Source organism: Mycobacterium sp. SMC-4, assembly GCF_050205565.1.
GTDB lineage: Bacteria > Actinomycetota > Actinomycetes > Mycobacteriales > Mycobacteriaceae > Mycobacterium.
On sequence record NZ_JBNMQU010000015.1, the window covers coordinates 17010 to 30672 of the forward strand.

Here is a 13663-nt window from a genome sequence, read left to right on the forward strand (position 1 = left end):
CAGTGCCGTTATGGCGCTCGCAATCGAGATGGTGACCTTCGACTGTACGGATCCTGACCGGCTGGCCCAGTGGTGGGCCGAAGCCGTCGGCGGCGACGTGAATGCCGTCGCCCCAGGAGATTTCGTGATGATCGTCCGTGACAGCGGACCCAATCTCGGGTTCCAACGGGTGCCCGATCCCACGCCGGGCAAGAACAAGGTGCACCTGGACTTCCACGCCGAAGACCGTGAAGCCGAGGTGGCGCGGCTGGTCGGTCTGGGCGCGCAGGAGACCGGTCGGCACGACTTCGGGCCCGAGTTCGAGTGGGTGGTGCTCGCCGACCCGGAGGGCAACGCGTTCTGTGTGGCCTGAGTCGCATCGGGCATGCTGGCTAAACTGACGCCGTGACATCTGGGTCGAGCCATCAGGTAGACACCGTCGAGCGGGCGGCCGCAACGCCCGACCAGCCACAGCCCTACCGGGAACTCGGCCTCAAGGACGACGAGTACGAACGGATCCGCGGCATCCTCGGACGGCGTCCCACCGACGCCGAGCTGGCGATGTACTCGGTGATGTGGAGCGAGCACTGCTCGTACAAGTCCTCCAAGGTGCACCTGCGCTACTTCGGTGAAACCACCACCCCCGCGATGCGCGAGGCGATGCTGGCCGGGATCGGCGAGAACGCCGGCGTCGTCGACATCGGCGACGGATGGGCCGCCACCTTCAAGGTCGAGTCGCACAACCACCCGTCCTACATCGAGCCCTATCAGGGCGCCGCCACCGGCGTCGGCGGCATCGTGCGCGACATCATGGCGATGGGTGCGCGCCCGGTCGCGGTCATGGACCAGCTGCGTTTCGGCCCCGCCGACGCGCCCGACACCCGCCGCGTCGTCGACGGCGTGGTGCGCGGCGTCGGCGGCTACGGCAACTCGCTGGGCCTGCCCAACATCGGCGGTGAAACGGTGTTCGACGCCTCGTATGCCGGCAACCCCCTGGTCAACGCGTTGTGTGTCGGCGTACTGCGCAAAGAGGACCTGCACCTGGCGTTCGCGTCCGGTGTCGGGAACAAGATCATCCTGTTCGGCGCCCGCACCGGCCTCGACGGCATCGGCGGGGTGTCGGTGCTGGCCTCGGAGACCTTCGGCGGCGACGAGAGCGGATCAGGGCGCAAGAAGCTGCCCAGTGTCCAGGTCGGCGACCCGTTCACCGAGAAGGTGCTCATCGAGTGCTGCCTCGAGCTGTACTCCAGCGGCCTGGTGGTCGGGATCCAGGACCTCGGCGGTGCCGGATTGTCTTGCGCGACTTCCGAATTGGCGTCCGCCGGCGACGGTGGTATGCGGGTCGAGCTGAACGCGGTGCCGCTGCGGGCAGCCAACATGACCCCGGCCGAGATCCTGTCGAGCGAGTCGCAGGAACGGATGTGCGCGGTCGTCGCACCCGAGAACGTGGATGCGTTCCTGGCGGTCTGCCGCAAGTGGGACGTACTGGCCACCGTCATCGGTGAGGTCACCGACACCGGGCGGCTCGAGATCACCTGGCACGGCGAGACCGTCGTCGACGTCCCACCGCGCACCGTCGCCCACGAAGGCCCTGTCTACGAACGGCCCGTGCAGCGCCCCGACACCCAGGACGCGCTCAACGCCGACACCTCTGAGCGACTGCCGCGGCCCTCGACGCCCGAGGAATTGCGCGCGACTCTGCTGCAGATGATCGGCAGCCCGCACCTGTGCAGCCGCGCCTTCATCACCGAGCAGTATGACCGCTACGTGCGCGGCAACACCGTGCTGGCCGAACACGCCGACGGTGGCGTGCTGCGCGTCGACGAGGAGACCGGACGCGGGATCGCGATCTCCACCGACGCGTCCGGCCGCTACACCGCACTCGACCCGTACACCGGCGCCCAGCTCGCGCTCGCGGAGGCCTACCGCAACGTCGCCGTCACCGGCGCCACCCCGATCGCGGTCACCAACTGCCTGAACTTCGGATCGCCCGAGGATCCCGGCGTGATGTGGCAGTTCTCGCAGGCTGTTCGCGGTCTCGCCGACGGTGCTGCGGCACTGGGTATTCCGGTGACCGGCGGCAACGTCAGCTTCTACAACCAGACCGGGGCCACCGCGATCCTGCCCACTCCGGTGGTCGGTGTGCTCGGTGTGATCGACGACGTAAAACGGCGCATCCCCACGGCACTGGGCACCGAACCCGGCGAATCGCTGATCCTGCTCGGCGACACCCGCGACGAGTTCGACGGTTCGATCTGGGCGCAGGTCACCGCCGATCACCTCGGCGGGCTCCCGCCGAAAGTCGACCTGCAGCGCGAGCAGCTGCTGGCCGAGGTGCTGGTCGCGGCCTCGCGGGACGGTCTGATCTCCGCCGCACACGACCTGTCCGAAGGTGGACTCATCCAGGCCGTCGTCGAGGCGGCGCTGGCCGGTGAAACCGGTTGCCGCATCGTGATTCCCGAGAATTTCCAGCAAGGCAGCGGTCCGTTCGTCTTCCTGTTCAGCGAGTCGTCGGGTCGGGTCCTGGTCGCGGTTCCGCGCACCGAGGAGAGCCGCTTCACCGCAATGTGCGAAGCTCGCGGCCTGCCGGCCACCAGAATCGGCGTCGTCGACCCCGGCGCCGACCCCAGCCAGGCCGCCGTCGAGGTGCAGGGCATGTTCACGGTGACCCTCGAGGAGTTGCGGCGCACGTCGGAGGGCGTGCTACCCAGGTTGTTCGGGTGACCGTTTGGGTGTGGCGGATGCTGCGGCTGGACTTCACCGGCATCGCATTCGGTGCGCTGTTCTTCTGCCTCTCGCTCACACCCTCACTTCTTCCCCGGGACTGGCTGTTCGGCGGCCTGGTCGGCGGACTGACCGCCGCCATCGGATACGGCATCGGCGTGTTCGTCGGCCGCATGGTCTACCGGTTCCTGCTCCAGCGGCGCTCCTGGTGGCCCCCGCCGCCCCGCATCGCCCACGCGCTGGAAGCGGTGATCTTCGTCGGCTCCGTCGGAGCATGCCTGCTGATGGTGATCCCCGCCGCCGGCTGGCAGCGGCAGGTGTCGGAACTGATGGGCCTGCAGGGGCCGAGCACCGCAAGCTATCTGCGGACTCTGGCCCTGGCCGCCGCGGTCGCTGCGGTCTGCGTGGCCGTGACCCGCGTCGTCATCGACGTCATCAAAACGATGGCCCGCATATTGATCCGACGCTGGCGTCTGTCCGACGAACTGGCGCTGCTGATCGGCACTGCGGTGGTCGTCGTCCTGGTCATCACCCTGGTCAACGGTGTGCTGGTACGCGGCTTCTTCGCTGCCGCCAACCGCGTGTTCCAGCCGCAGAATGCCACCACCGCGGAAGGGGTGGTACAGCCCGAGGCGCCCGAAAGATCCGGCAGCCCTGAATCGTTCGCGTCCTGGGAGACGCTGGGATATCAGGGCCGCAGCTTCGTCGCAGGCGGGCCCAGCGCCGCGGAGCTCGAACAGATCAACGGCCGTCCCGCGCTCGAGCCCGTCCGGGTTTATGTGGGCCTCGAGACCGCCGACACCGACGAGGCCCGAATCGCGGTGCTGCTAAGCGAATTGGAGCGCACCGGCGCATTCGACCGCGAGGTGCTGGTGATCGCGCCCACCACCGGCACGGGATGGCTGAACCCCGTCGCGACCGCCTCGATGGAAATGGTGTACAACGGCGACACCGCCATCGTGGGAAGCCAGTATTCGTTTCTGCCGAGCTGGATTTCGTTCCTCGGCGACCAAGAGAAGTCGATCCGGTCCGGCCGCATGATGATCGAGGCCGTTCACCAGCGGTGGGCGCAACTACCGCCGGATCGCCGTCCACGACTGATGCTCTACGGCGAGAGCTTGGGCTCGATGGCCGGGCAGGGCGCCTTCGAGTGGCTGCCCGACATCTCGCGCATGGGCTTCTCGTCGGTGCTGTGGGTCGGCCCGCCCAACGCCAGCCCGCTGTGGCACGGCCTGACCGTGCGCCGGGACCCCGGCACACCCGAGGTGCAGCCCCGCTACGACAACGGGCGCACGGTGCGCTTCTCCCAGGGCAACGACGCCGCCCTGATCGCGGCGGACACCCAGCCGCCGTGGGAGGGCACGCGGGTGCTGTTCCTGCAGCACTCGTCGGACCCGATCGTGTGGTGGTCGCAGGATCTGCTGTTCACCCGTCCCGACTGGCTGGCCGAACCGCCCGGCCGGGACCGGACAGCGTCGATGCGGTGGTATCCGATCATCACGTTCTGGCAGGTCGCCGCCGACATGACCAACGCCGCGTCGGCGCCGGGCGGGCACGGCCACAACTACGGCGACTACATCCTCGACGGCTGGGTCGGCGTCGCGGCGCCGCCCGGATGGACCCCCGACGACACCGAGCGCATCCGAAACGTGCTGCACGACCGGCTCTCCGACGCGGTGGCGTGAATAGGGACGCCGCGCGGGTCCTCGCGCTCTCGGCGCTGCTGCTCACCTGGAGCGCGGTGTCGCCACGCATACCGCAGCGGTGGAACCCGTTGCCACACATGCTGTTCGGCGCTTCGATGGCAATCCTCGGCCGCGCACCGTTGGGTCTGCGGCCGCCGTCGTTGTGGACCGGTCTCCGCTGGGGGACCGCCGCCGCGGCACCCGTGGTCGGCGCAGTCGCGACCAGCACCGCTGCTCGTGTGGTACGCGACGGTATGGCCACGCGCGACCTACCGTCGCGACCGGGCCGTTGGCTGTTGCTGCGCATCCCCTTCGGCACCGTGTGGTCCGAGGAGGTCGCCTATCGCGCCGTGCTCGGCAGCGCCGCGTCACGAGCATTCGGACCGAAAACCGGCCACCTCGTGACCGCACTGGTCTTCGGGCTGAGCCATGTGCCCGACGCCCGGGAAAGTGGGGATCCGGTCCTGGGCACGGTGGTCGTCACCGGCGTCGCCGGTGCGGCGTTCTCCTGGCTGTACCGCAGATCCGGCAGCCTTGCCGCGCCCATGCTCGCGCACCTGGCCGTCAACGAGGCGGGAGCCGTTGCGGCGGTGGCAGTTCAACGCCGTCATCTGGGACGCTGACGAGGTGGCCACTCGACGTGGTGCCGATCCGGCACAGACCCGAGCCGCAGTCGCGGCGGTGTCAGCATGGCTGCGCGACCCGGACGCACCCACCCCGGAGCGTCGCGAACTCGCCGAAGCCGTACGCACGACAGCCAGGACGCTGAGCGCGACGGCGCCGGGTTCAGCAGTGGAGGTGCGTGTTCCGCCGTTCGTCGCCGTGCAGTGCATCGCAGGTCCGCGACACACCCGCGGCAACCCACCCAATGTCGTCGAAACCGATCCGCGGACCTGGCTGCTGCTGGCCACCGGACTGCTCACGGTCGACGACGCCGCAGCCACCGGGACGCTGCAGCTGTCCGGTTTCCGCGCAGGCGAGATCGCCGACGCTCTGCCAGTGGTGACGTTGCCCGACTGAATCCAATGTGGTCGCGATTCTGTCGCAGCCCGCTTCGACCCGTAGACTGGCTTATGTCACCCACAGCCCTTAGGGAGCAGCCTGATTGTGACCGCCGAGCCGTCCGCGGACGTGGACAACGAGCCCAGAGAAGAGTGCGGAGTATTCGGAGTCTGGGCGCCCAGCGAAGAAGTGGCCAAACTCACCTATTACGGCCTGTATGCGCTGCAGCACAGAGGGCAGGAGGCCGCGGGCATCGCCGTCGCTGACGGCTCACAAGTTCTGGTGTTCAAGGATCTCGGTCTGGTGAGCCAGGTGTTCGACGAGCAAACGTTGGCCGCCATGCCCGGCCACGTCGCCGTGGGGCACTGCCGCTACTCCACCACCGGATCGACGACGTGGGAGAACGCGCAGCCGGTCTTCCGCACGACCGCCGCGGGCACCGGAGTGGCGCTGGGCCACAACGGAAACCTGGTCAACACTGCGGAATTGGCGGCGCGCGCCCGAGACGAAGGCCTGGTGGGCCCGCGCGGTGCGGCTGTCGCGACCACCGACTCCGACATCCTGGGCGCACTGCTGGCCCACGGCGCCGCCGACTCCTCGCTGGAGCAGGCCGCGCTGGAATTGCTGCCGACCGTGCGCGGTGCGTTCTGCCTGACCTTCATGGACGAGAACACCCTGTACGCGGCGCGCGACCCGTACGGCGTGCGGCCGCTGTCGTTGGGCCGCCTGGATCGCGGCTGGGTGGTGGCGTCGGAGACTGCCGCCCTCGACATCGTCGGCGCCTCGTTCGTCCGTGACATCGAACCGGGCGAGCTGCTCGCCATCGACGCCGACGGAGTCCGGTCCAGCCGGTTCGCGCCGCCGTCGCCCAAAGGTTGTGTGTTCGAGTATGTCTACCTGGCGCGTCCGGACTCCATGATCGGTGGTCGCTCGGTGCACGCTGCCCGCGTCGACATCGGTCGGCGCCTGGCCCGCGAGAAGCCGGTCGACGCCGACCTCGTGATCGGCGTCCCCGAGTCGGGCACTCCGGCCGCGGTCGGCTACGCGCAGGAGTCCGGGATCCCGTTCGGTCAGGGTCTGATGAAGAACGCCTACGTCGGCCGCACCTTCATTCAACCGTCGCAGACGATTCGGCAACTTGGTATTCGGCTGAAGCTCAACCCGCTCAAAGAAGTCATCCGCGGCAAGCGGCTGATCGTCGTCGACGACTCGATCGTCCGCGGAAACACCCAGCGCGCGCTGATCAGGATGCTGCGCGAAGCCGGCGCGGTGGAGGTGCACGTGCGGATCGCTTCACCGCCGGTGAAATGGCCGTGCTTCTACGGCATCGACTTCGCCACCCCGGCCGAGCTGATCGCCAACGCGTCCAACGCCGACGCCGACCCCGACGAGATGCTCGAAGCCGTCCGGCACGCCATCGGTGCGGACACTCTGGGCTACATCTCGCAGCAGGGAATGATCTCGGCCACCGAACAGCCCGCGTCGCGGCTGTGCTCGGCATGCTTTGACGGCGACTACCCGATCGAGCTGCCGGGGGAGACCGCGCTGGGCAAGAACGTCGTCGAGCACATGCTGGCCACGGCGGCGCGCACCGGGATCCCGCTGCAGACCGTCAACGACAACGCATCGGCGCTGCGTCGTCCTTGACGCCTCCGGCGTCGTGCAGGTCCTAACCCTGCGCCGGGCTGAACCGCAACAGCCGGCGGCGCCCACCTGAGGCGACGGTGCCGTCCTCCTGCAACGCGTGCTCGACCGCGTCGCGGTAACGCGTCAAACCGCCCGGCGGTGGGGCGATCACGTCGTCGATGTCGTGCTCTCCGGCGATCGCGTCGCATTCGAGGGACTCGACCAGCGGGCGGGCCAGCCCGGCCGGGATCGGCGTCACCAACCCGACCCACCAGCTGGCGATCGTCGGTGTCAGGAACGGCAGCACCACCATCAACCGGCGGCGCAGACCCGCGACCTCGGCGTAGACCTGCATCGCATCGCCGTACTCCATCACATCGGGACCGCCGATGTCCCATGTCCTCGAGCCGGGAACAGGCGCTCGCGCAGCCTCGGCGAGATAGTGCAACACGTCGTCGATGGCGATCGGCTGGATCTTGTTGTGCACCCACTTGGGTGTCGTCAACAGCGGCAACCGGTCCGTCAGATGCCGAACCATCTCGAACGATGCCGAGCCCGAACCGATGACGATGCCGGCCTGCAACACCACCGTCTCCAGCGGAGAGTCGAGCAGGATCTCCCCGACCTCCACGCGGGACGCGAGGTGGCGGGACAGTTCGGCGCCCTCGGGATGCAGTCCGCCGAGATACACCACCCGCTTGATCCCGGCCTTCTGCGCGGCCGCGACCACGTTGCGCGCCGAGCGGGCCTCCTCGGCCACGAAGTCGCGCGACGTCCCCATCGAGTGCACCAGGTAGTAGAGGACGTCCACACCGTCGAAAGCCGCCGTCAGGGAGTCCGGGTCGGTCAGGTCGCCCTGCACCACGTCCACCTCGGAGCGCCACGGCGTCCCGTCGAGCTTGGCCGGCGTGCGCGCCATGGCGCGCACGGTGAAACCCCGGTCCAGAAGTTTGGGAACCAGGTGGCCCCCGATGTAACCGGTGGCACCGGTCACCAGGCAGGTCGTCTGCTGCGCTGACATCTTGTCCTCCGCTCGTCTACCGGTGTTCGGAGCCGATGCGGACCTGGATTGCCGCAATCCGGGAGTTCGACACTGATGGGTGGGCGGTAGCCTTGCACCCGATGACCGAACGCGCCGAACAACACGGCATTTCCTACGCGTCGGCGGGCGTTGACATCGAAGCCGGTGACCGCGCCGTCGAACTGTTCAAGCCACTCGCCAAGAAGGCCACCCGCCCCGAGGTGCGGGGCGGTCTGGGCGGGTTCGCGGGGCTCTTCGCGCTGCGCGGCGATTACCGCGAGCCGCTGCTGGCGTCGTCGACCGACGGCGTCGGCACCAAGCTGGCGGTCGCCCAGGCCATGGACAAGCACGACACCGTCGGCATCGACCTGGTCGCGATGGTCGTCGACGACCTGGTGGTGTGCGGGGCCGAGCCGTTGTTCCTGCAGGACTACATCGCCGTGGGCCGCACCGTCCCCGAGCGCGTCGCCGAGCTGGTCTCCGGGATCGCCGACGGCTGCGTCCAGGCCGGCTGTGCGCTGCTGGGCGGGGAGACCGCCGAGCATCCCGGTCTGATGGCGCCCGACCACTACGACATCTCGGCCACCGGCATCGGCGTCGTCGAAGCCGACGACGTGCTCGGTCCCGACCGGGTCAAACCCGGCGACGTGATCATCGCGATGGCCTCGACCGGACTGCACTCCAACGGCTACTCACTGGCCCGCCATGTGCTCCTCGAGATCGACCACATGAACCTCGCCGGCCATGTCGAGGAGTTCGGCCGCACCCTGGGCGAAGAACTCCTGGAGCCCACCCGCATCTATGCCAAGGACTGTCTGGCACTGGCGGCCGAAACGCAGGTGCGCACCTTCTGCCACGTGACCGGGGGCGGACTGGCCGGCAATCTGGAGCGGGTGATCCCGCACGGACTGATGGCTGAGCTGGACCGCGGAACGTGGACGCCGGCACCGGTGTTCGGCATGATCGCTCAACGCGGACGGATCGAACGCGCGGAGATGGAGCGGACGTTCAACATGGGCGTCGGCATGGTGGCCGTGGTCGCGCCGGAGGACACCGATCGCGCGCTGGCCGTGCTGACCGCCCGTCACCTGGACTGCTGGACACTGGGCACCGTCATGAAGGGCGGTAAGGACAGCGCCCGTGCGGTACTCGTGGGGCAGCACCCCAGGTTCTGACGAGGTCGGTGGGACCGTCGAGGAGGCTGGAGCCTATCGGCGCCAGTCGTCCTCCTCGACCCAGGCGTCGTCCGACGCCCCGTCGCCGTCCAGACGGGAAGTCCCTGACAACTCCTGCTGAAGCCGCTCGAAGTCTGTCTGAGGTGAGCTGTACTTGAGCTCACGTGCAACCTTGGTCTGCTTTGCCTTAGCCCGGCCGCGGCCCATGGGGGGACCCCCTCGCGCAATAACGGAGCGGCCCAATTACTAGGCGGCTCCGATCTGAATGTGTTTATTGTCCTGCCGACACCTTACCGTGCCTGACGCCGTGGCGCTGGCAGGCCTCCAAGCCCGGCGCGGTTTTGTGGGCGCTCTCACTTAGTACCGCTACGCAACCGCTCGACGGCCAGCCGTCCGGCGCCGACCGAATCGGTGGCGGGCACCGAGTCCGGGTCGATGGCCGCAGCGCAGCTCACCTGCCCGCCCGTGGTCAACTCGGTCTCGGCCGGCAGTCCACGCTTGATCAGGGCCAGCGCGATCACGCCCTCGTCGACGTGGTCGACCACGGTGCCCAACCGGCCCACCGCACGGCCGCCGGCCAGCAGCGGATCACCGGGCGACGGACGTTCGGTGTCCCCGTCGAGATGCAGCTGCACCAGCATCCGGGGCGGCTTGCCCAGGTTGTGCACCCGCGCCACGGTCTCCTGGCCCCGGTAGCAGCCCTTGTCCAGATGCACCGCCGCGCCGATCCAGCCGACTTCGTGCGGGATGGTGCGTTCATCGGTGTCCACCCCCAGGCGGGGAATCCGGGCCGCGACCCGGTGCGCTTCATAGGCCCACACCCCGGCCGGCCGCACCTGCGCCGCCAGCAGCCGCTCCCACCAGTGATGGCGGTCTGATCGCGGAACCAGCAGATCGAGGTCCGCACCCCCGGAGGTAAGCCGACGTGCGAAACCCCCGCCGTCCACTGCTGCCACCGTGCCGTCGTCCGGCAACGCCGCCAGGCCGAGTGCGTCGAGGACCGCCCGGTCGGCGACCTCAGGGCCCAGTAGCGAGAGCACGGACATCTCGGCCGGTTCGATCGCGACGTCGGACCAGAAGACCATCTTGCGCAGATACGTCAGCAGCGGTTCGGTTCGCCACGGCTCGGTGTCGAGCACGGTGCGGCCGTCGAACTCGGCCTGCAGCCAGTGGTCCTCGACGCGCCCCTGCCCATCGAGGCTCAGGTTCTGGGTGGTCGAGCCGTCGGCGACGGCGCTGACGTGCTGGGTGGAAATGCTGTGCAGCCACGTCTTGCGGTCGGCGCCGGTCAGGGTCAGTACACCGCGGTGTGAGCGGTCCACGACGACGGCGCCGACAGCGGCCGACCGTTGCTCGCCGAGCGGATCGCCGTAATGCCAGACGGCTCCGGCGTCGGGACCTGAATCGGGAGCGGGAACAGCGGACATAGGTCAACTCTACGGTTCCCGCGGCCGCGGCTGGGGCTACGCTTTGGCCCCATGGCCGACCGACCCAGCGTTGTGGTCACGCTCGACGGAGCGCTGCACGATCCGACGGTTCCGCTGCTGTACGCCGACGATCTTGCCGCGGTGCGCGGCGACGGAATCTTCGAGACCATGCTGGTGCGTGACGGCGGGCCCTGCCTGCTCGAGGCACATCTGGACCGGCTCTCGCACTCGGCGCAGATGATGGACCTGCCGGCGCCGGACTTGGGTCGCTGGCGCACCGCGGTCGCCGTCGCGGTCGACGCCTGGACGTCGGCTACCGCCGACGACGGTGTGCTGCGCCTGGTGTACAGCCGTGGTCGCGAGAGCTCACCAGACGGCACGGCCTACGTGACCGTCGGAGCGCTGCCGGCGCGGGTGGCCGAGGTGCGGCGACACGGGCTTGCGGCGCTGACGTTGGAGCGCGGTCTGTCCGCGCGCGGAATCGACGAGCTGCCGTGGCTGCTGGCCGGCGCCAAGACGCTGTCCTACGCAGTGAACATGGCCGCGCTGCGGCACGCCGAGGCACGCGGGGCGGGTGACGTGATCTTCGTCAGCACCGACGGATTCGTCCTCGAAGGACCACGTTCGACGGTCGTGATCGCCACGGTGTCCGACGACGGCCGGCCGTGCCTGCTCACCCCGCCGCCGTGGTATCCGATCCTGCGCGGCACCACTCAGCAAGCTCTGTTCGAAGTGGCCCGCGACAGCGGCTACGACTGCGACTACCAGGCGCTCAAGCCCGCCGATCTACTTGCCGCGCAAGGGGTCTGGCTGGTGTCGAGCATCACTCTGGCCGCCCGCGTGCACACCCTCGACGGAGTCGCGCTACCGCAGGCCGCGGCGGCCGGCGACATGACCGAACTGATCGACGCCGCGGTTCTGCACGATCGCTGAGAGAGTAATTCCCTTGTCGCGCCGCCGGTGCGCGAGTACCTTCGCCTGTACACAGGGAAGGAGGTGGTCCGACAAATTGAGTGACTTATGGACATGTGAGGTGGCTGCGAGCTAGCAGCGCCGGGGAGCGCTTGACGCACACCTGCGCGCGCTGGCGAATTCCCCGCAGTCACCCGGCCCCCGAGCCCCTTGGTTGTGTCCGACCGAGGATTACGGCTCGGGGGCCGCTCCATTTCTGGGGTCCGAAGCCTTCGACGCCGTGACTGAAATTCCAGACAAGGCATATTCCAGATTCACGTTAAGGCTAGAAATCCCAGTTCATAGCCCGTTGACTGTTGTGCGAACTGAAGTTAGCCTTCACATCACACACGATGGGCTATGCGGAAGGACGCTGAAGTGACGGCTGGAAAGCTTGACGGCAAGGTGGCACTGGTCTCCGGATCGGGGCGGGGAATCGGCCGCGCCGTCGCCGAGAAACTTGCCGCAGAGGGTGCGCGGGTCGTCATCAACGATCTCGACGCCGAGCCGGCCAAAGAGACCGTCGCCGCCATCGAGGCCGCCGGCGGGCAGGCCGTCGCCTGCCCCGGCAGCGTCACCGACCCCGAGTTCGCCGACCGCTTCGTCGCGGCCGCCGTCGACAACTTCGGCGGACTGGACATCATCGTCAACAACGCCGGCTACACCTGGGACAACGTCATCCAGAAGATGACCGACCAGCAGTGGAACGACATCATCGACGTGCACCTGACCGCACCGTTCCGGATCCTGCGCGCCGCCCAGCCGGTGATCTCCGGGCTGGCCAAGAAGGAGAAGGCCGAGAACGGGAAGGCCAACCGCCGCGCCATCGTCAACACCTCGTCCATCTCGGGCATGCAGGGCAATCCGGGCCAGGTCAACTACTCCACCGCCAAGGCCGGCCTGCTCGGCATGACCAAGACGCTGGCCAAGGAGTGGGGCCGCTACAACGTCACCGTCAACGCCATCGCCTACGGCGTGATCAACACCCGGCTCACCACGGTGACCACCGAGGAGAAGACCATCGACGTCGACGGTCGCGAGATCAAGGTCGGGGTCAACCCGGCGGTGTACGAGACCGTGACCTCCCAGATCGCCCTCGGCCGTGGCGGCGAGGTCGAAGAGGCAGCCGGAGCGGTGTACCTGCTGTGCGCCCCGGAGTCGAGCTACATCACCGCTCAGACGCTGGTCTGCAGCGGCGGAGCGTGACCGGTACGGGTCCGGCGAGCCACGTCGTGCCGCCGGCCTACGAGGAGATCGACTACCGCTTCGACGACGGCATCGCGGTCATCAGCTTCAACGCACCCCAGCGCCGAAATGCGTTGCGCAATCAGATGTTGCGTGACCTCTGGCAAGCACTCGACATCGCCGACCGTGACCCGGCTGTCCGCGCCGTCGTCCTGACCGGGTCCGGCGACCACTTCTGCGTGGGCGCCGAGCTCACCGGCCCGGACACCCTGCTCGAGGCGCTCGAAGAAGACGCTGCCGGGCATACCCCCACCGGCTACCGCGAGCCGGGCGGGCGGGTCAGCGAGCGACTGTTCGACATGAGGACCCCCGTCGTCGCGGCTGTCAACGGAGACGCCGTCGGCGGCGGGGCTTCCATCATGGCCGCCGCCGACGTCCGGATCGCCGGGCAGCGTTCGCGATTCGGATTCGTGTTCACCCGCCGCGGCGTGGTGCCCGAGAGTGCGTCGTCATGGTTCCTGCCGCGACTGGTGGGCCTGACGCGGGCCACCGACTGGGTGCTCAGTGGGCGGGTGTTCGACGCCGCCGAGGCCTACGAGGCCGGACTGCTCACCAAGGTGGTCGAACCCGAGTCGGTGCTGGAGGAGGCCCTGGCCTACGCGCGGGTGTTCGTCACGGAGACCTCGCCGACCTCGGTCGCGCTGGCGCGCCGACTGCTCGGCCGCAGCTGGGGACATGCCACGCCACGGGCGGCCTCCGAGGACGAGTCACGGGTGTACGCCAGCCGACTGCGCTCGGCGGATGTGCACGAAGGAGTCGTGTCGTTCCTGGAGCGCCGACCCGCGGTGTTCCCGCCGCTCGACGACCATCCCGCCGACTACTTCTGAC

The 13663-nt window shown here is 68.6% G+C and carries 13 protein-coding genes; 10 read left to right on the forward strand and 3 right to left on the reverse strand.

Annotated elements, in window-relative coordinates; translation table 11 throughout:
* Positions 1-10 precede the first annotated feature (10 nt).
* From ACQI46_RS23100 to purF, 6 genes are all read left to right on the forward strand, one after another.
* The gene (locus tag ACQI46_RS23100) at positions 11-352 is read left to right on the forward strand and encodes a VOC family protein (RefSeq protein ID WP_427096384.1); all 342 of its coding nucleotides are present in this window, start codon (positions 11-13) and stop codon (positions 350-352) included.
* 32 nt (positions 353-384) lie between these two features.
* The gene (gene purL, locus ACQI46_RS23105; protein ID WP_427096385.1) at positions 385-2703 is read left to right on the forward strand and encodes a phosphoribosylformylglycinamidine synthase subunit PurL; all 2319 of its coding nucleotides are present in this window, start codon (positions 385-387) and stop codon (positions 2701-2703) included.
* A gap of 17 nt (positions 2704-2720) precedes the next feature.
* On the forward strand, positions 2721-4388 hold the full coding sequence (locus tag ACQI46_RS23110; RefSeq protein ID WP_427096491.1) for an alpha/beta hydrolase: 1668 nt from the start codon (positions 2721-2723) through the stop codon (positions 4386-4388).
* Positions 4385-5011, forward strand: coding sequence for an Rv0804 family intramembrane glutamic endopeptidase (locus ACQI46_RS23115; protein WP_427096386.1), 627 nt, complete (start codon positions 4385-4387; stop codon positions 5009-5011). The genes ACQI46_RS23110 and ACQI46_RS23115 overlap by 4 nt, the downstream gene beginning before the upstream one ends.
* Positions 5012-5015: 4 nt before the next feature.
* Entirely contained in the window at positions 5016-5408 is a 393-nt protein-coding gene (locus tag ACQI46_RS23120; RefSeq protein WP_427096387.1) for a sterol carrier family protein, read from the forward strand.
* Positions 5409-5495: 87 nt separating this feature from the next.
* Positions 5496-7037 (forward strand): amidophosphoribosyltransferase, encoded by a 1542-nt coding sequence (purF, locus tag ACQI46_RS23125; protein WP_427096388.1) that lies wholly within the window; start codon positions 5496-5498, stop codon positions 7035-7037.
* Between the two features lie 22 nt (positions 7038-7059).
* On the opposite strand, the gene ACQI46_RS23130 is transcribed toward purF, so the two are convergent.
* Positions 7060-8037, reverse strand: coding sequence for an NAD(P)H-binding protein (locus tag ACQI46_RS23130; RefSeq protein WP_427096389.1), 978 nt, complete (start codon positions 8035-8037; stop codon positions 7060-7062).
* A gap of 101 nt (positions 8038-8138) precedes the next feature.
* Here ACQI46_RS23130 and purM point away from each other — a divergent pair, with 101 nt between their 5' ends.
* Entirely contained in the window at positions 8139-9212 is a 1074-nt protein-coding gene (purM, locus tag ACQI46_RS23135; protein ID WP_427096390.1) for a phosphoribosylformylglycinamidine cyclo-ligase, read from the forward strand.
* Between the two features lie 33 nt (positions 9213-9245).
* On the opposite strand, the gene ACQI46_RS23140 is transcribed toward purM, so the two are convergent.
* Together ACQI46_RS23140 and ACQI46_RS23145 are read right to left on the reverse strand one after the other, a co-directional pair.
* Positions 9246-9419, reverse strand: a complete 174-nt coding sequence (locus tag ACQI46_RS23140; RefSeq protein WP_427096391.1) for a DUF3073 domain-containing protein — start codon at positions 9417-9419, stop codon at positions 9246-9248.
* A 146-nt stretch (positions 9420-9565) separates the two neighbouring features.
* Positions 9566-10639: a YgfZ/GcvT domain-containing protein gene (locus tag ACQI46_RS23145; protein WP_427096392.1), complete on the reverse strand. Its 1074-nt coding sequence runs from the start codon at positions 10637-10639 to the stop codon at positions 9566-9568.
* 51 nt (positions 10640-10690) lie between these two features.
* Between ACQI46_RS23145 and ACQI46_RS23150 the strand changes: the two genes are divergently transcribed.
* The 3 genes from ACQI46_RS23150 (at position 10691) to ACQI46_RS23160 (ending at position 13662) form a co-directional block, all read left to right on the forward strand.
* The gene (locus ACQI46_RS23150) at positions 10691-11572 is read left to right on the forward strand and encodes an aminodeoxychorismate lyase (protein WP_427096393.1); all 882 of its coding nucleotides are present in this window, start codon (positions 10691-10693) and stop codon (positions 11570-11572) included.
* A gap of 396 nt (positions 11573-11968) precedes the next feature.
* Complete coding sequence (locus ACQI46_RS23155) at positions 11969-12796, forward strand: SDR family NAD(P)-dependent oxidoreductase (protein ID WP_427096394.1); 828 nt, start codon at positions 11969-11971, stop codon at positions 12794-12796.
* Positions 12793-13662, forward strand: coding sequence for an enoyl-CoA hydratase-related protein (locus tag ACQI46_RS23160; RefSeq protein WP_427096395.1), 870 nt, complete (start codon positions 12793-12795; stop codon positions 13660-13662). The genes ACQI46_RS23155 and ACQI46_RS23160 overlap by 4 nt, the downstream gene beginning before the upstream one ends.
* Position 13663: the final 1 nt, after the last annotated feature.